Here is a 16,643-nt window from a genome sequence, read left to right as displayed (position 1 = left end):
ACCTACCCAATCTCGTATAAATGCTCTTGTACCACGGTTTCATTTTCATATGGATTTGGCATTGCTTCTTCAAAAACGACAGCCAGTTCACCGTATTTTCGCATATTGGCATAAATATGCCGTAACATGTGCGAATAATATACAGGTTCTTCCGCATCAAAGAAAATCGGTTTATGTAACCCCACATCTCCGTAACGGATCTGCAACTTACCATCCACAACAGGAAATAGCCGCACGAAAGTTTGGGCAGGAATGTGGTAATGTTCTAATAACTCATGAAATTTGGCGTATCCTTGAAACTCGGGGCCAATGTTCTCGAGAAGCTTACTATGCAGAATTTGCCGCTTTCTTTGCAAAACCAACGGGCCGAAAGTTATCCGTCCAAGCTCCGTGTAATCCCGAAGTGAAATGGACAAATAATGGACTTGTATACCTTGAGCAAAGCCATTTTGAAATAGGTACGGTAATACCGTCATATGTTCGGAAAGATGGGATGGCGCCAGCTGCCCTGTATAAAGCGGAATGATTTTCTGATCCCCATATTCCAATTGAAATCTGAGATACTCCCGATCCCAGCTTAGTGTGCAGTGTCCAAAAAACGAAGGGTGTTGAAAAAAATCAAGCCTCAGACCGCTGGGATGCCTCCATTTCACTTCCCCTTGAAGCATGCTCAAATTCGGATGATAGCCGTACGAAGGTGAATATGTAATTAGCCTTACCGGAGATCCGTCACATTGCAGTTTCTGTTTTAGCAAACGAAATAATTGCTCATTTTGACTAGGCATGCCATGGCGAATAAAAAAATTTAAATAGCTGAACTGCAAATCATTGATAACGAAATAACCACTCTTGTCATGCTGTATTAAAAACTTGGTGAAAGCCGTTGAGTTAATAGGAAGTCGGCGTAATTGTTCGATGATTGAATCTACCAAAGTCTCCGGTAATAGAACGTTGGTTCCGTCAGCGCAATTCATCATAACTTGATGATAATTTTTGCGAAGATTCATGAGTTTTCTGGACACTTCATCCGAACAAAAGAAACTGCGATCCAAGGTTTGGTCGACCGCAAACTTCTGATATTCATTAACCAGCGTGTGGAATGTCGATAGTATTTCAGCGAACGGGATCTTTCCTTTTTGTTCCACGATGTTTTTGACGTAGTGTTGAAAAATCAAACGATTATCGAATACAGGCATAAACTCAGCCAGAATTCGTAAATACTTCTCCAACCCCTCCGTTATCCCAGGATTACTCTGCTCAGTGCAGAAATAACTACTTTCAGCGACTGGTTCAAAATCATGCAGTTGGTCTCTCCCATCGCAAAGTGCTGCACAGCACTCCAAGTGGTGCCGCAAATCACATAGGTCCCGTTCCTTATGATGAAGGTCAAAACATTTTTCAAGATGGGAACAAATCTCCTGCGCCGATTTCAGGTGGTTTACAAACTCTTCTATCCTCAGTGACTTTCCGGTATATCGCTCAGCGATCCCTATAAGTTGCCGCAAGTTCGGTTCCGGGCATTCAACTTGTACGGTGTTTTTAAAAAAACCAAGAAGTTGAAGTTTTCTGAGCATTTCCGTTGTCATCCATATGCCCCCAGCAGCCATAATCTGCTCGCTTGAAAGCACGTCCCCGCATGGAAATAAATCGCCTAACTGTTTCGGTACGGTATACACGGAGTTTTCATTCCCATAAAACAGCTTGGCCACTTGTAATTTTCCATAGCGGCTTCGCGTTTGTATTCCCTCGTTCGCCAACTCATAGTCAACCAAAAAGTTACTGTTCCGCATAACTTCAGGGATAAGCAGAAATAGATCCAATAACTTCAATAACACGCATTGATTGATTTCCAAACGCATTGAATCGTCGCGCTGATCAAATAAAGATAACGATGTATATGTTGAAAGAGGCGCGGTCTTGGCGAACGCCCTCATCATCACTTTCCATAACTTAGTCTTCTTTTTTCTAGTCGCAGGGTTTTTGAGCGAGCGGAACATTGGGCTGTTGGTCGTTAGAAGCGCGTTTTGAACATGCCAATTCTGTTCATAGATTTGTCTTAAAGTGTGATCGCCCCGCTCTGTTTCCAACATAAAATTTGCATCTAATGCCAAATTTGATTTGTGCACACTTTCCTGGAAGTGGTGATATTGCAGTATTTCATTTAGTAAATCACTGTCAAGCTGGTCCGCCTTTGGAATGCGTTCCAAGCCGTTTTTTTCTTCACTTAACATCTTTTGAAGGTAAATGTACGCTATTCGACGCGAGGAATCGGAATCGATAAGAGCGGAAAGCCGTTTATGCAAACTCTGCCGCCAATCACTGAGCTGCTTTGCCATTTGTCTGAATTGAAGGTATTCATTATAAAAATCGCCTTTAACCTGACGAATCTCTGCAACTGAGACATGATTTCGGCGCAAGGCATATAGAATGTTCAAGACTTCACCTCCAGACATTCCAGGTCATGGACACAAAGGGGAGTCCACTTCACCATTACTCCCCTTTGTGTCAATGAAGCGAAATTAAGCACAAGAAGAAGATGTAGAAGAACAGGAAGAAGAACCGCAAGTCGAGCAACCCCAGTTTCCGCCTGAAGTCGCTGCTGTAGAAGGAACAGCTTCTACTTGGTCGAGTTCGATAACTTCAAGCTCGATCTCTTCCAACAGGTCTTTGATTTCATTCATTCTTTTCACCTCCCCGATTTCATGTTACTGCTGTACCTAACCCAATTCAGGTCAGATTCACCGATAGCAGAAATCTTATGTAATTAAAAACATATCGGTTCGTCTCTATTATAGTATATACATTCAATATTTGTAAATATATTTATTATATGGTTTTTATTTCAAACAAAAATATTTTTTTTCTTTCAGACTGCATATCTATCAGTTTCCGATAAATAATTATTGAGAATTCTGCCTGATTGACTTGATAGACGGAGAGATTCAAAGTATGTAGAGCCAGAGAGGAAAAGCAGCGCCTCACATATGAAATGGGGAACGAGGCTGAAAAGGAGAGTTGGTGGTGGATGATATATGTTTTAGCTTTGAGCACAAACCTAGGCTGTTTCACCCCTATTTTTTATACCATAATATCTATTTTATTCCATTTTAAACCTAAAATAGTTCTTTATCAATCTCTTTGTAAAAATTTTGAATTTTCAATGTCAGTCGTCTCACGGTAAAAAAAGAGACAAACCCGCCAGTATTAACAGCTGAAATACCCGTAAAATAAGACGCTGGCCAGCCTGCGAAACTTGTCCATTTATTTTTAATTAGGTGTGCCCTATGCTACAATAGCCTAAAATTACATCTGTATCGGTACAGACGCAGGAGCTGACTTTCATGCATAAATTTTTGCTTATCGTTAAAGAATTAGAAAATCTAATCGACAACCATACCTTTAAAGAAGGGGACAAGCTACCTTCCATTCGGGTTCTGGCAAACCAATATAAAGTTAATAAAAGCACCGTTATACGGGCTCTAAATGATCTTGAACGACGCCACATCGTCTATTCTGTGGACAAAAGCGGCTATTACGTCGTCAAATCAACGATGATTCCTAATTATGAGGAGGAGGGCGCCATTGATTTTGCGACTTCTTCACCGGACTCCCGCATTTTCCCTTATTTGGATTTCCAACATTGCGTCAATAAGGCCATTGATACGTATAAGCAGGACTTGTTTATTTATGGAACGCCGCAAGGGTTGCCATCACTCCTCAACATTATGCAAAAACAATTAGCGAATTATCAGGTATTCACGAAAGTCCATAACCTTTTTGTTGTCTCCGGGATCCAGCAAGCCCTTTCCATTTTGACCGCTCTTCCCTTCCCAAACGGAAAAAGAAAAATTTTGATCGAACAACCAGGCTATCATTTATTCATCGAACATTTGATGACTTATCATGTTCCGGTTATAGGAATAAAGAGAACATCCCGAGGCATCGATTTGGGGGAACTGGAGGAAATTTTCAAAACAGAGGATATTAAATTCTTTTACACCATGCCCAGATTCCATAACCCATTGGGTTGTTCTTACAGCACTGAGGAGAAAAAGAAAATCGTTGCCCTTGCGCATAAATACGATGTCTATATTGTTGAAGATGACTATTTGGCTGATTTGGAGCATGATACTAAAGCTGATCCTATATACGCTTACGACGACAAATCGCGTGTCATTTACTTAAAAAGCTATTCTAAAGTCATTTTTCCAGGATTAAGAATCGGTATCGCCGTCATACCCGACATTCTACTTTCCGTTTTTACGCAGTATAAGAGAATTCAAGATATCGATAGTTCTATGCTTTCGCAAGGTGCTTTGGAAATATACTTGAAAAGCAGCATGTTTGACCGGCATAAACAAAAAATTAAATCCTTTTATGATCAAAGATCACAACTCCTTCATGCAGCTTTAGAACAGCAGTTCATTCAGAATGGGGATCTTTTTACATTCGATGCTACTGTGAAATTTTCCCTGCATACCTACATTAAACTGAATGATACCATACCGGCGAATGAAGTGATTAGAAGACTAAAAAGGAAATCAATATGGATTGAACCGATCGACAAGCATTATCTTCCTTCTTTTCCGAAAGACAACTTGTTAAAGTTGAATGTTTCTCTTGCGCGTATGGATGGTATCGAGCATGGCGTTGGTGTATTAATCAATGAAATACGACAGACCGCCGCAGCAGGCCATTCTAAATTTCCCTGAATTACTTCGGCGGTGAAAGCATCATGGCTCTTGCGCATCTGTACCGGTACAGATGCGTTTTTCCTTTATTGTAGCACTTGGTACTGACGATTAAAATGAAATGGCGAGGGGCATTGATATTCTAATGGATAGCCTTTCACGATAAACCAACTACAAAGGAGCAAAACCATGGCATACTACATCAACGGCAACCGCCGTAATTATTTCATTGAATTTGGATCCGGCCGCCCTGTCGTCCTGCTGCATGGCATCAGTAATTCCGGTCGTGCCTGGGCACCTCAAATAACGCCGCTGGTCGAGGCGGGATTTCGGGTGATTGTGCCGGACCATGCCGGGCACGGTGCCTCGGCAAAGCTCGACCATCCACTCGGCGTGTCCGACCTCGCCGCGGACGTGGTTGCTCTCCTCGATCATCTTTCCATCGAAGCCGCCGACATCATCGGCCTGTCATTGGGTGGGATGGTGGCTCTCGAGATCGCGCTCACACAGCCTCGGCGCGTCGGGAAACTCATCGTCGCCAACAGCTTCGATACGACGGCAACGGATGAATTCCGGACCATGGCCGAAGGATGGGCCAGAACGTTCCGCGGTGAAGACGGTCCGGTCAAGCGATTTGAAGGCATCTGGCCCATGAATGTGGGCGGACCCTTCCGGGCCAGCGCGGAAGGGTTGAAGACCTATCAGGTTTGGCACGGCCTGGCTGCGGCAGCAGACGGACCATCACTCGCGTATGTGGCGGATGGGATTGTCGGCTTCGATGCGACCACGCGTCTAACCTCCCTTTCCATGCCCGTCCTGTTTATCGCAGGCGAGCGGGACCGAATGTCACCGCCGGTTGTTTCCCGGCGCATGGCAGATCGCGTTCCGGATGCGCTCTATATCGAGATTCAGGGCGGCGCACATATTTCCAATGTGGATTCGGCTTCTGCATTCAACGAGGCCGTTATTACCTTTTTAGGCGACGGGCCGGCGAGCACCAAGTTAGCCTAGGATTAATATTATTGTCCGTATTCATATGAAAGGAAAAATAAAACAGTCTAGCTTTCCCTTTAATAAAAGAGAAAACTAGACTGTTTTTATATAAATCTTTTTATTTCGTGGTTTAAAAATTAACAAAAATAGGCCGTACCCTAAGTTGTTTTAAGGGCGGCCTATTTCTGGTAACATTTGTTTATTAACATCATATATTAACTCTTATGTATTAGATCTTCATTACCAACCAATACTTCAATCATCATCAATGTTCCCATTTTGAATCCAACGGAGTAAGCAGATGCAGACTGTATCGATATCAATTCATGGTATAACTCCAATAATTTTTCGAATTGCTCACAATTCTGATTCGATAGATTATTGCTCAGGGTTTTCACGATTCGATCAATATTCTCGGCCACAAATGCATACTCTGATTCTTCTGTATGAACTCGTTCATTTGGACGGTAATTTCCGTAATACATTTCTTCTAAAATGTTCATTTTATACACCTCTCTTCCAAAATGAGTGAACTTCCTTTAACTGATTTTAGTGATTTTTTCGCTAAAATCAATAGCGAAATACTCGCTAATATATTGTTTGTTTTGGGGGTGTATAACATGTACCAACGAATCCGAAACCTACGTGAGGACAAGGATTTAACTCAGACTCAAATGGCCGAGTATCTAAATTGCAGCCAACGAATTTACAGTAATTATGAGCGAGGTGATGTGGATATTCCAACGGCAATCTTGATCAAACTCGCTGATTTCCATCATACAAGCACTGATTATTTATTAAATAGAACCAATAAAAAAGAGCCTTACCCATCTACCTAAGACTCTGCAATACGGAAACTTCTATAGTAATCTATCCTTTCAGGTAAAAGAACAATATATAAATACGAAAATGCCTTCCAAGTAACCCCGTTGGAAGGCACAACTGTTATCGAATCAACAACTCCATTTTGGAAACAACCTCAACCAACGTCTCATCTGGTACTTTGCAGATGAAGGTTGCCTGTCTAGACTGCCAGTCGAGACTTTTTACCTGATCGGAGAGTATTACCCCCTCGATAGGTACATCCTGCGGAATGACAACCTCGAATGGGTAGCCCTTGATCTTGGACGTTACCGGACAGAGCAGAGAAAGCCCAACCTTACCGTTATACGCGGCAGGTGAGATGACCAAGGCAGGACGCTTTCCAGCTTGTTCATGACCTGCTTGTGGGTTGAATTGCAACCACACCAAGTCGCCGCGATCTGGCACATACGAATAACTTACCATGACTCCTGTCCTTGTGGTTCACCAGTAGAAACCTCTTTATGGAGATTTTCCGGCGTGACCTGGGCAAGAAGTTCATCCAGTGTTGCCGACTTCGGCTTTATTACAAGATGACCATCTTCCACATCAAGATCGACCTCAGAGCCTTCCTTAATACCAACCTTCAAGGCAAGGGACTTCGGGATGCGAATGCCTAAGCTGTTACCCCATTTTTGAACTTGAAACATGGAACCGCCCCCAAACTAAAGTATATACAAAGTATAAACCTATTGTTAATAAAAAGTCAAATTGAGGTACGACTTCAGAAAATTAAATCTCGGGGTGTTAAGATGAAAGTTTGGCTTTTGGATGTTTATTCAGAATTTACAGCCAGTTCAATAGCATTTTCAAATGTACTTATAACCCCCTTCTTTTTATCAACCAGTTACCTGGGTGCATATCAAACTTCTATCTTCTTCGTACATGTGCTTAAACAAAATCGTTTGTTCGTATAATGTTCACCTACCTGATTAGATAGTCATATAATGAAAGCTATAGATTGTCATGTCTATTTTTATTATAAAAAGTATATGTTTTAAAATTCAACCAATCAAGACTATATACCTACCCTTCGATTCGTGGTAAAATTTACTCACTTTGTTATTTAGGGGGAAATAGAACTATGTATTGTACCAATTGTAATCAAATATTACCAGATGACAGTACCTTTTGTAATAAATGTGGACATAAAGTCTCAGAAAGTACGCTGGAAATATCTAGTGGTATCGAGACAGGTACGGTTACATCAATTGTTAGTAACAATGAAACGTCTTTGAATAGAAAATCAAAAAAGAAACCAATCATTATTTCCTTAGTTATAATTATTATCATTGCAATGATTAGTGCAAGTTATTGGTATTATAATGATAAACAACAAAAGGAAGAGGCGGCAGCGAAAGCGGCAATGATTCAAAAATACCAAAATGATATATCCGAAGCTGTTATTAAAATAGTGGCATACTCATACATATCCGAAAAAATTACTAATTTGTATTCTACAGTTTGGAGTGGAGCAATTAAAGCCCGTTATGGCATTCAAGTGAATGGGAAAAAAGCATATAGTTTTAATGAAGCAATTAAATATCAAAGAGAAGAACTCGAAGATAAAGGAATTCTAAAAAAAGTAAGAGAAAATACTCAATCCGTTGATGCTTTAATGAAGAGCTTGAATAATCCACCTGAAGAATTTCAAAAAGCTTACGGTATATTGGTCGAAATGTATGGCAATTATACTCAATTTGCCGATCAAGCCGATTCACCGACAGGCAGTTTAATTGAATTTAATAAAAAAACCAATGAATTGTCAGCTGGGATATCCAAATATTATAATCAATTTAAAATCTTATTACCTAACCTTGATGAATCAAAAATTAATGACTACATCGGTTCACAAGATATATGAATTCAAAAGAGGCTCAAGAAATGGTTATAGCCCTGAGCAAGCATGGATTTTAGTGACAACTCATTTAAAATTTCAATCAAGTAAGCAACCGTGAAGGGTCGAAAGACCCTTCTTTTTTCATTTCAAAAATCATCTTCAGAGAAAAATAGAGCCTGATATCGTAAGGAAAATTTCCGTTGAAAAGCGGCCTGGCTTCTTTGAGGGTACGCCCGATGATTATCATTTTCAAAATAAATACTGAATTATTTATGAATCTATCTAATTAACATTTTTAATAGCCCCTCCAGGTTATTGACCATATGTTGAATATCCTTATATAATATATAATGTTAATATTTGTAATACAAAGGAGGTTATTCCTTTGCTTGAAAGCTATACTGCGATTGAACAAATAGATATAGACACATTGGTCAATATGGTAAAAATGGCGTATGCATTCGAGAACTGGGAGGAAGTCATCTCATTATCTGCCAGCTTATTGGATTCTGCCGAGGCTATCAACAATAACCCTTATAAAGGGCTAAATGTTGGCTTGGAAACCAAAAGACATATTTCTTATTATTTCGGTTACAGTTACTTGATGAAAGGTCTTGCTTTTCAGAAATTAAAAATGTTCCCGGATGCATTCGAATGTATTGACTATTACTCGGATTTAGGTTGGCTCAATGATTCGACGGATGAAGCGTATACAGTAATTGAAGATTTCAGAAAATTCGCCAAAGGCAACTTATTGACACTCGAAATCTTGACCGGGAACAAAACCAAACTGTCGGAGTATGTAGAATACCTGGAACAAAACCATGATCAAATTCTTTCGGGGCTTATCACCTTGCTTGAATCAGCCATCTACCATGGCTATAACATTGATCGCGAGTTGGAGCAGCTGACATATTACGTTCAAGACTCCTATCACGCCGAGAAAGTATCGGCAACGAGGTATCTATCATTTTCATTCATGCTGTCGTTATATGATTCTTTAAATAATAATTTTAAAAATGCTATCAACAGATCTTTACATAATTTAGTATTTTCTGATAAAATAGGAAACGACAAATATTTTAAAAAATCTGTCGCATTATTCGAGACACTAAAACCCCACGCAACAGCTTCTCAACTTAGAGATTACTCGACTTTAATCAAAAAAATTTTTGAAGGAGAGATTTCTAATGAAGAAGGCTTTAACTTTAGTCACCGCTTTAGCCATCATCGCATTCAGTAGTGCTGCATTACCGTCCGTCACACAAGCTAGCGCACCGATCAAGCAATTAAACCATGGCGCAGAATACTCAGCCCTTAATCATGGTGCGGAATACTCGCCACTCAATCATGGCGCGGAATACTCGCCGCTCAATCATGGCGCAGAATACTCAGCCCTTAATCATGGTGCGGAATACTCACCACTCAATCATGGTGCTGAATACTCACCACTCAATCATGGTGCTGAATACTCACCACTCAATCATGGCGCGGAATACTCACCACTCAATCATGGCGCGGAATACTCGCCACTCAATCATGGTGCGGAATACTCAGCACTTAATCATGGCGCGGAATACTCAGCCCTTAATCATGGCGCGGAATACTCGCCGCTCAATCATGGTGCGGAATACTTAACCTTTAACCATGGTGCTGAATATTAATTTTGTAAACAGCGAATCGTTCTTTTGAACGGTTCGTTGTTTTTTCAATTTCAATCTGCCTATAAAATCGCACCTTCCCCTCTTGCGCTTTACTTGCCGAGTCTTGATATGTATAATTCGAACAAATACCCCAAGTACCCCAATAAATTTACGATTCCCGCGAAAAGGAGGAGCAAGGCTTCGATGATTGTTTCCCCCTATGAGCTCATTTTGTATTCTAGCCAGGATCATGTCTCTTTTCTCACGAACAAAGTAGATGCGGACGATCACAGCCACCACTACATTCAACTTACGGTCGGGCTCGAACAAAATGTGGCGATAACGGTCGAAGGTCAACCCATGCAAGCATCGGGTTTTATTCTCCAATCCAACGTTACTCATCAGCTGCAGGGCCTTCGGCAATGGCAATGGTACATATTGATTAACCCGGAATCGACATTCGGCGAGCTTGTGAAACGGACCTACTTGAAAGATTCATGTGTATATGTGCTGGATAAAAATCAGGCTACAGAGCTGCAGCAGCTGGCTGTTGAACGATTATTTTCGGTGAATGGCCAGGCTGAATATGACACTGCAATGCAGCTTTGCATGCAGATTCTGCGGATCAATGAAAATAACCAAAAACCTGATCTGGATGACCGCATTCAGGAAGTTTTGCACGCTATAGATACACAGCCGCCGCATCAGTTGACCGTAAAAGATCTCAGCCAATGCATGTATATTTCTGAGAGCAGATTATCTCATATATTCAAAAACAAGGTTGGCATATCGCTTGCAAGCTATATCGTTCATCATAAGTTAGAAACGGCGTTCCAAGCTGTTTTTAGCGGCAAGTCAATGACGGATGCTGCGATTGATGCCGGCTTCAGCAGTTCCTCCCATTTCTCCAGAACCGTCAGAGACAAACTCGGAATGACTGCACGTGCAATTGTGCAACATAGCAGATTTTTGAAAGTATAAAGCCCCCGTCTCCCTTATAGTTAAGGCAGAAAGGGTGATGACCATGGAAGCATATTTACAAGCCACAAACTTAGTCGATTATAACCATCCGTCAATTCAAAAGCTTATAGCTGATAAACGCTGGAAAGACGCTGATGAATACGAAAAAATTCGCCAAATATACGATTATGTACGAAACCGGATCAAGTTCGGCTATAACCGCGGCGATGATATTCCCGCATCGGAGGTGCTTTCGGACGGATACGGACAATGCAATACCAAAAGCATTTTGCTCATGGCGCTGCTCCGGGGCGCCTCGATTCCTTGCAGAATCCACGGTTTTTATATCGATAAAAAAATGCAAAAAGGAGCCCTTACCGGCATCATTTACGCCTTCGCGCCCGACAATATCGTTCATGCATGGACAGAAGTCTGGTTTGAAGGCAACTGGGTGGCTTTGGAGGGTGTCATTATTGACGATCCCTATCTCAAGCAGGTTCAGGATAAACTCTGCAGCTATAACGGGGGATACATCGGATACGGTGTATCGATCAAAGATAAAACGGCTATCAATCTCTGCTGGCGTGGCGGCAGCACCTATATCCAAAGCTTTTCGATTACGGAGGATTTGGGCTATTTCGCCAATCCGGATGATTTTTTCACTAAGTATAACAATGTTAAAAGCCCTGTGAAGAAGCTATTATTGAATCTGCTGCGCAAACGGGTTAACCGGCGAACGGATGCGATTCGAAAAGGCTTAAAATAATTGGGACCTTTTGAGGCATCTACGACGAATGCCAGACATATGACTCTTTGTTTGCGCTGATCATCTTGAAGCATGATATTTCGTCCCCTTGGTGCGTATGGTCCCAACTTACTGTTATGCATCGAAAAATCAGTTCTGTAAAATGGACTGATTTTTGTTTTACTTTTATTGAACCCCCGTTAGTCTAGCTAAGTTAATTAGATCGGCGCATACCAACCATCATTCCGAAATGAAAAAAGCCTAGTCTTTATTTAACACCAATTGAAATGCTGTCAACCCTCCACGATTGTCGAGCTCTAATCTGCCACCGTGCAGTTCCGCCGTTTTTTTGGCAATGGCCAGCCCTAGACCTGTTCCCCCGTCGCTTCTTCTTGAGAGATCCCCCCGTACAAAAGGTTCGAAAACCATTTCTTTCAAAGCATCCGGGATGCCTGCTCCGTCGTCAACGATATGAACAATCGCTTTATCAGAGGTTTCCTCCACGGAGATAGATACTTTCGTCCCGGATGAGTTGTGCTGCAAGGCGTTGGAAACCAAATTGGATACTGCCCTTCGCATCAATTTGAAATCACAACGAACGGGTACTTCTCCGGAGGGGATATTCAGCTCCAAGTTAAAGCCTTTGTCCTCAAACTGATCATAATACTCGGCCGCGATCTCCCGAATCAACTCAGCCAGGTCGCCTGATGTGGCGGAAAGAGGATATTCGGGGCTCTCCAGCGTGGACAAGCTGAAAATATCCTCGATTAAATCGCTTACGAGCACCGCTTTGTTATAGATCAGCCGCAAATATTTATCCTTCTGCTCTTCGTTGTCGACAAGTCCAAGCTGTAAGGCTTTGGCATAACCTTGAATGGTTGTGATTGGGGTTTTCAAATCATGGGAGATATCTACCAGCATTTGCTGCCGGCCGCTTTCAAGACGGCGGTTCTCCTCTTCCGTCCGCTCCAGATTGGCGGCCATTTCATTAAAATGCCGTTGAATCACTCCAAATTCATAGCCGGCCTCGAAATCCAGGCGCTGTTGATAACGGCCTTCCGCCATTTGTTGAACCCCGTCTGCAATTTTCTCCAACGGTTTCGTAATCCGCCCAGCCATCCACAGGCTGTACCCCCACACATTCAATCCAAACAACAGAATAAAGAGCAGCAGCCAATCCAACGTGATGTCAATACTCCCTGAAATGGGACGTATGAGAATAACCAGAAACAGCACATTTACGATCCCCATCGTCAGCGCAAAAAAGATATACGACTTCATCAAGGTATAGAAAAGCTTGTCTTTTTTCACTGAAAGTCATCCTTTTTGGCAAATTTATATCCCAAACCACGAATCGTACGAATGTAAATCGGCTGACGCGGATCGTCCTCCAGCTTCTCCCGCAGACGTGAAATATGGACCATAATCGTATTCGCGTCCTCATGGTAAACATCGCTCCAGACCTGCTCGAACAATTGTTTTTTTGTGAAAATCCGTCCGGGCGATTCCATCATTGCTTTGAGCAGTTTATATTCCGTGGCGGTCAGTATAACTTCGCGGCCGTCTTTATTAACCACATAATCATGGTGATCCAGCACCAGATTACCGATCTTGACCTGAACCTGTTCTTCCGGCGCGGCGGAAGGGAAATCATTAAATTCGTATGTCCGGCGAAGCATCGCCTGAATCCTCGCCACGACTTCCAGAGGGTTAAAAGGCTTGGCGATGAAATCGTCGGCACCGAGTCCGAGACCCAATATTTTGTCGCTATCCTGATTTTTGGCCGACAGCATGATGACCGGCAGCTTGTATTCGGTCCGCATTTGTTTTAACAGCCTGATTCCATCGAGCTTGGGCATCATAATATCGATTACAGCGAGATCTATTTTATTTTCGCGAATCATTTTCCAAGCCACTTCTCCGTCATGGGCTTCAAAAATCCGGAGCCCTTCTTTCTCCAGAAAAAGCCGCAGAAGTTCTACAATTTCCGGTTCGTCATCCACTAAAAGCACAGTTCTGTTCACTTTCCATTCTCCTAATCCGATGGGGTTATAAGTATTCTCTACATAAATGTTTCTCACTTTTGTCCGCGAATCCTGTTTGTAAGATTAATTTAAGATTGATGAAATGGAAGGTAAAGGGTAGCGTGGTACACTTCAGAAGATAAAAACAGATAGGGATTGGTGGGGAGAACACAATGAATCTGAAAAAAACCGCGGTTTGCCTTATGGCTTTCATGCTCCTGATGGCTCATTTACTGCTTCCGGCAGATACCGCCGCAGCTGCCAAAACTTTAGCAGCATCTCAGGTTGAATTGGAAGTAGACCGGATCATGAAGGAAGATATGGAACGGCTCCATATCCCGGGGGCCACCGTAGTGGTGACGTCGGGCCAAAAGATTCTTTTCAGCAAAGGGTACGGGTTCGCGGATCTCGAGCGGCAAACCGCCATGAACCCGGATAAAACGCTTATCCGAATCGGTTCGCTGGTTAAATCGGTAACCGCGACGGCCGCGATGCAATTGGTGGAACAGGGCAAGCTGGACCTGCGCAAGGATGTGAATAACTATCTACCGGGCTTCCAAATTTCAAACTATAAAGGATTGCCGATCACCTTGCATGATTTGCTGACCCATACGGCGGGATTGGATGAATTGATTTATGGAGTGAACGCTTATAAGCAAGCGGACACCATATCGTCCGGAGCATATTTGAAGCGTTATTTTAAACACCAGCCGCCTGTAAGGGCCCCGGGGGAAGAGTATGCTTACAGCAACGCCGGCCTTGGATTAGTGGGCGTACTGGTTGAGCAGGCCAGCGGAATGACGCTGAGCGAATATATGGACAAAAATATATTCCAACCGATGGAAATGCCGAACGCCAGTCTCTCTGTGGATGAGCAAAAACCCGATGTGGCGAAATCTTACGTTTACGCTGCAGGCAAATATCAGCCGCTTCCTTTTTCCCATATAAATCTTCCGGGAGCGGGAGGATTGAACGTAATACCGAATGAGTTTGCCCATTATATGATAACTCATCTAAATGAAGGCAAATATCGTGGAAACACCTTGTTGAATCCGGAAACCATAACGATGATGCATGACAAGCAGTTTGCAGAGCATCCCCTGGTGGATGGTCTCGGCTACGGTTTTTTCAGGGGAACGATGAAGAACGGACTGTTGAAGCTGTGGCACACCGGGGACATCGATGGTTTCTCCGCGGAAATGGCCCTTATCCCTTCGCATGGGATCGGAATATTTGTGGTCATCAATTCCGCCAACTCCGGGCATCAAATTCTGAACAAGGTGGTTGATGGCATCGGAAATATTTTGCCGGGAACGCCGGTCGGGCAAGCAGCCGGAACTCCTCCTCCCGAAGATTTGCATATCTATGAACGGGAATACAAATTTGCGAAAGTCCCGCAGCACGGATATGGCAAATGGCTGGAGTTTCTCGGAAGAACGTTTAAGGTTAAAGCGAACGGAGAAGCATTGACAGTAACCGGCATTTTCCCGGACGGCAGCGGCCAAGTGCGGGAGAAAACCTATACCCCGATCGCACAAGGTCTGTTTCAGGAAAAGGGAGGGAACGAGCAAATTTTCTTCCACCAAATGAACGGTATGTGGAAAATGACGTTCATCGGCGAAGTTACCATGAACGAGGTTACTTCGTTTTGGGAGGAGCCGCAGACACTGCTTGGCATTTATTTGGGTACAGGTATAGTCTGGGCCGCGATACTAGTGATCGCGCTGCTGTACTCCTTCATTGCGTTTTTTAGAAAACGCTGGAAACCGGGGATCCTGATCATCACTGCCATGGCCGCGCTTTTTGTGATATTTTTACTGCTGCAGCTCAGCTACGGCAACTCGGAAGTCATTACTTACGGGTACCCTATCTGGTATGCCTTAGGAATTTGTTCGCTGCCTTTTTTAGCGGCGGGATTAGGCGTCTACATGCTGGTGCGGAGCGGAGCTGAAGCCATCAAAGGCAAAGCGTCTGCAATCAGCAGATGTGCCATCGCTTTGCTCAGCTTAAGTTACACAGCGTATTTATTCTATTGGAATTTACTGTCGATCCATTATTCATGAAGCCATTGTTCATTGGAATGGAGAAATATAAGTTCTTGTCCTCGATCCGGGACAGGAACTTATTTTCTTTAAAGCAAAAAAGCCGCCAATATGGCGACTTTTAGAATCAATTTCATTTTGGATTTATATCGAATACTTGAGCCTATATACCAAATCATCTAACTAATCGTTTTTTTTGAGCCTGCTTAAATAAAATGTGCAATTTGTTCCAGCGGCAGACGTGATGACCCATATGCAGGGGCGGAAGCTTCACCGATTGCAATGAGTAAAATCGGTATTTCATTCTGAGAAAGGTTGAATTTTTCAGCAAATTTAACTTTGTCAAAACCACCCATTGGTACTGTGTCATAACCCATATCTTTCGCTAACAGCATAATTTGCATCGATACCAGCCCTGCATCGAAGTGTACAATATTTTTCAATACTGCCTCCGGTAAATTGCTGTATAAAGCGCGCGATTTTGTAATCATTAAATCAGCGACTTCTCGAGTTATAAAACCTTGTTCGTAATTGGCATCATAAATTTGCTCGACGTGTTCGTACATCTCAAGATCGCCAAGTACAGCTATAATCGCCGATGAAGTCTCCACTTGTTCCTGATCATTGGCTATCGCACGCAGTTCCTTTTTAACTTGTTGATCCTGAATCACAAGAAATCGCCAAGGTTGCAAATTACTTGATGAAGGTGCGGTAATCGCTTGTTGAAGAAGGTATTGCAGCTTTTCTTGCGGGATGACAACCCCTTCTTTATATTTGCGAACGGATTTACGTTCGTGCATTACTTGTTCTACTGTTGTTTGTGTCAGTGGCATCACAGATACCC

At 42.7% G+C, this 16,643-nt stretch carries 17 protein-coding genes; 9 read left to right on the top strand and 8 right to left on the bottom strand.

All coding sequences use genetic code 11. The features are described from left to right. Positions 1–2 precede the first annotated feature (2 nt). Positions 3–2,435 carry a hypothetical protein gene (locus L6442_RS13345; RefSeq protein ID WP_212977325.1) on the bottom strand — a complete coding sequence of 811 codons (2,433 nt, stop codon included), beginning with the start codon at positions 2,433–2,435 and terminating at the stop codon, positions 3–5. 84 nt (positions 2,436–2,519) lie between these two features. Further along, the gene (locus L6442_RS13340; protein ID WP_212977324.1) at positions 2,520–2,681 is read right to left on the bottom strand and encodes a thiazolylpeptide-type bacteriocin; all 162 of its coding nucleotides are present in this window, start codon (positions 2,679–2,681) and stop codon (positions 2,520–2,522) included. Positions 2,682–3,341: 660 nt separating this feature from the next. Here L6442_RS13340 and L6442_RS13335 point away from each other — a divergent pair. Together L6442_RS13335 and L6442_RS13330 are read left to right on the top strand one after the other, a co-directional pair. Further along, complete coding sequence (locus L6442_RS13335) at positions 3,342–4,712, top strand: aminotransferase-like domain-containing protein (RefSeq protein ID WP_212977323.1); 1,371 nt, start codon at positions 3,342–3,344, stop codon at positions 4,710–4,712. Positions 4,713–4,880: 168 nt separating this feature from the next. Continuing rightward, the gene (locus L6442_RS13330; RefSeq protein WP_212977322.1) at positions 4,881–5,702 is read left to right on the top strand and encodes an alpha/beta fold hydrolase; all 822 of its coding nucleotides are present in this window, start codon (positions 4,881–4,883) and stop codon (positions 5,700–5,702) included. A 197-nt stretch (positions 5,703–5,899) separates the two neighbouring features. Here the strand turns inward: L6442_RS13330 and L6442_RS13325 are convergent, their stop codons facing one another. Further along, on the bottom strand, positions 5,900–6,187 hold the full coding sequence (locus tag L6442_RS13325; protein ID WP_212977321.1) for a DUF6809 family protein: 288 nt from the start codon (positions 6,185–6,187) through the stop codon (positions 5,900–5,902). 117 nt (positions 6,188–6,304) lie between these two features. On the opposite strand from L6442_RS13325, the gene L6442_RS13320 reads away from it, so the two are divergent. Then, positions 6,305–6,523, top strand: a complete 219-nt coding sequence (locus L6442_RS13320; protein ID WP_212977320.1) for a helix-turn-helix domain-containing protein — start codon at positions 6,305–6,307, stop codon at positions 6,521–6,523. Between the two features lie 106 nt (positions 6,524–6,629). Here the strand turns inward: L6442_RS13320 and mazF are convergent, their stop codons facing one another. Next, entirely contained in the window at positions 6,630–6,971 is a 342-nt protein-coding gene (gene mazF, locus L6442_RS13315) for an endoribonuclease MazF (protein ID WP_194233053.1), read from the bottom strand. Next, positions 6,965–7,195: an AbrB/MazE/SpoVT family DNA-binding domain-containing protein gene (locus L6442_RS13310; protein ID WP_212977319.1), complete on the bottom strand. Its 231-nt coding sequence runs from the start codon at positions 7,193–7,195 to the stop codon at positions 6,965–6,967. The genes mazF and L6442_RS13310 overlap by 7 nt, the downstream gene beginning before the upstream one ends. Positions 7,196–7,629: 434 nt before the next feature. Between L6442_RS13310 and L6442_RS13305 the strand changes: the two genes are divergently transcribed. The 5 genes from L6442_RS13305 to L6442_RS13285 all read left to right on the top strand — a co-directional run bounded on the left by L6442_RS13305 (position 7,630) and on the right by L6442_RS13285 (position 11,754). Beyond that, entirely contained in the window at positions 7,630–8,409 is a 780-nt protein-coding gene (locus tag L6442_RS13305) for a zinc ribbon domain-containing protein (RefSeq protein WP_212977318.1), read from the top strand. A gap of 361 nt (positions 8,410–8,770) precedes the next feature. Next, positions 8,771–9,628 carry a hypothetical protein gene (locus L6442_RS13300; RefSeq protein ID WP_212977317.1) on the top strand — a complete coding sequence of 286 codons (858 nt, stop codon included), beginning with the start codon at positions 8,771–8,773 and terminating at the stop codon, positions 9,626–9,628. After that, positions 9,576–10,049: a hypothetical protein gene (locus L6442_RS13295; RefSeq protein ID WP_212977316.1), complete on the top strand. Its 474-nt coding sequence runs from the start codon at positions 9,576–9,578 to the stop codon at positions 10,047–10,049. Before L6442_RS13300 ends, L6442_RS13295 begins: the two co-directional genes overlap by 53 nt. A 183-nt stretch (positions 10,050–10,232) precedes the next feature. Then, on the top strand, positions 10,233–11,009 hold the full coding sequence (locus tag L6442_RS13290; protein WP_212977315.1) for a helix-turn-helix domain-containing protein: 777 nt from the start codon (positions 10,233–10,235) through the stop codon (positions 11,007–11,009). Between the two features lie 43 nt (positions 11,010–11,052). Next, the gene (locus L6442_RS13285; RefSeq protein ID WP_212977314.1) at positions 11,053–11,754 is read left to right on the top strand and encodes a transglutaminase-like domain-containing protein; all 702 of its coding nucleotides are present in this window, start codon (positions 11,053–11,055) and stop codon (positions 11,752–11,754) included. 240 nt (positions 11,755–11,994) lie between these two features. On the opposite strand, the gene L6442_RS13280 is transcribed toward L6442_RS13285, so the two are convergent. Together L6442_RS13280 and L6442_RS13275 are read right to left on the bottom strand one after the other, a co-directional pair. Further along, positions 11,995–13,044: a sensor histidine kinase gene (locus tag L6442_RS13280; RefSeq protein WP_237100303.1), complete on the bottom strand. Its 1,050-nt coding sequence runs from the start codon at positions 13,042–13,044 to the stop codon at positions 11,995–11,997. Further along, complete coding sequence (locus L6442_RS13275; protein ID WP_212977313.1) at positions 13,041–13,757, bottom strand: response regulator transcription factor; 717 nt, start codon at positions 13,755–13,757, stop codon at positions 13,041–13,043. The genes L6442_RS13280 and L6442_RS13275 overlap by 4 nt, the downstream gene beginning before the upstream one ends. A 173-nt stretch (positions 13,758–13,930) precedes the next feature. On the opposite strand from L6442_RS13275, the gene L6442_RS13270 reads away from it, so the two are divergent. Then, positions 13,931–15,820 carry a serine hydrolase domain-containing protein gene (locus L6442_RS13270; protein WP_212977312.1) on the top strand — a complete coding sequence of 630 codons (1,890 nt, stop codon included), beginning with the start codon at positions 13,931–13,933 and terminating at the stop codon, positions 15,818–15,820. A gap of 185 nt (positions 15,821–16,005) precedes the next feature. Here L6442_RS13270 and L6442_RS13265 read toward each other — a convergent pair whose 3' ends face one another. Further along, on the bottom strand, positions 16,006–16,632 hold the full coding sequence (locus L6442_RS13265) for a nitroreductase family protein (RefSeq protein ID WP_212977311.1): 627 nt from the start codon (positions 16,630–16,632) through the stop codon (positions 16,006–16,008). Positions 16,633–16,643: the final 11 nt, after the last annotated feature.

Origin of the sequence: Paenibacillus azoreducens, from assembly GCF_021654775.1 — a bacterium.
In the GTDB taxonomy this organism is placed as follows: Bacteria; Bacillota; Bacilli; order Paenibacillales; family Paenibacillaceae; genus Paenibacillus_AQ; species Paenibacillus_AQ azoreducens.
Note: the sequence above shows the minus strand (reverse complement) of the source record. Positions and strands in the feature narration are given on the sequence as shown.

What these genes read in the sequence shown, in the direction of transcription:
- L6442_RS13340 (WP_212977324.1), bottom strand. Translation starts at nt 2,681, where the DNA reads ATGAATGAAATCAAAGACCTGTTGGAAGAGATCGAGCTTGAAGTTATC.
- L6442_RS13335 (WP_212977323.1), top strand. Translation starts at nt 3,342, where the DNA reads ATGCATAAATTTTTGCTTATCGTTAAAGAATTAGAAAATCTAATCGAC.
- L6442_RS13330 (WP_212977322.1), top strand. Translation starts at nt 4,881, where the DNA reads ATGGCATACTACATCAACGGCAACCGCCGTAATTATTTCATTGAATTT.
- L6442_RS13325 (WP_212977321.1), bottom strand. Translation starts at nt 6,187, where the DNA reads ATGAACATTTTAGAAGAAATGTATTACGGAAATTACCGTCCAAATGAA.
- L6442_RS13320 (WP_212977320.1), top strand. Translation starts at nt 6,305, where the DNA reads ATGTACCAACGAATCCGAAACCTACGTGAGGACAAGGATTTAACTCAG.
- mazF (WP_194233053.1), bottom strand. Translation starts at nt 6,971, where the DNA reads ATGGTAAGTTATTCGTATGTGCCAGATCGCGGCGACTTGGTGTGGTTG.
- L6442_RS13310 (WP_212977319.1), bottom strand. Translation starts at nt 7,195, where the DNA reads ATGTTTCAAGTTCAAAAATGGGGTAACAGCTTAGGCATTCGCATCCCG.
- L6442_RS13305 (WP_212977318.1), top strand. Translation starts at nt 7,630, where the DNA reads ATGTATTGTACCAATTGTAATCAAATATTACCAGATGACAGTACCTTT.
- L6442_RS13295 (WP_212977316.1), top strand. Translation starts at nt 9,576, where the DNA reads ATGAAGAAGGCTTTAACTTTAGTCACCGCTTTAGCCATCATCGCATTC.
- L6442_RS13290 (WP_212977315.1), top strand. Translation starts at nt 10,233, where the DNA reads ATGATTGTTTCCCCCTATGAGCTCATTTTGTATTCTAGCCAGGATCAT.
- L6442_RS13285 (WP_212977314.1), top strand. Translation starts at nt 11,053, where the DNA reads ATGGAAGCATATTTACAAGCCACAAACTTAGTCGATTATAACCATCCG.
- L6442_RS13270 (WP_212977312.1), top strand. Translation starts at nt 13,931, where the DNA reads ATGAATCTGAAAAAAACCGCGGTTTGCCTTATGGCTTTCATGCTCCTG.
- L6442_RS13265 (WP_212977311.1), bottom strand. Translation starts at nt 16,632, where the DNA reads ATGCCACTGACACAAACAACAGTAGAACAAGTAATGCACGAACGTAAA.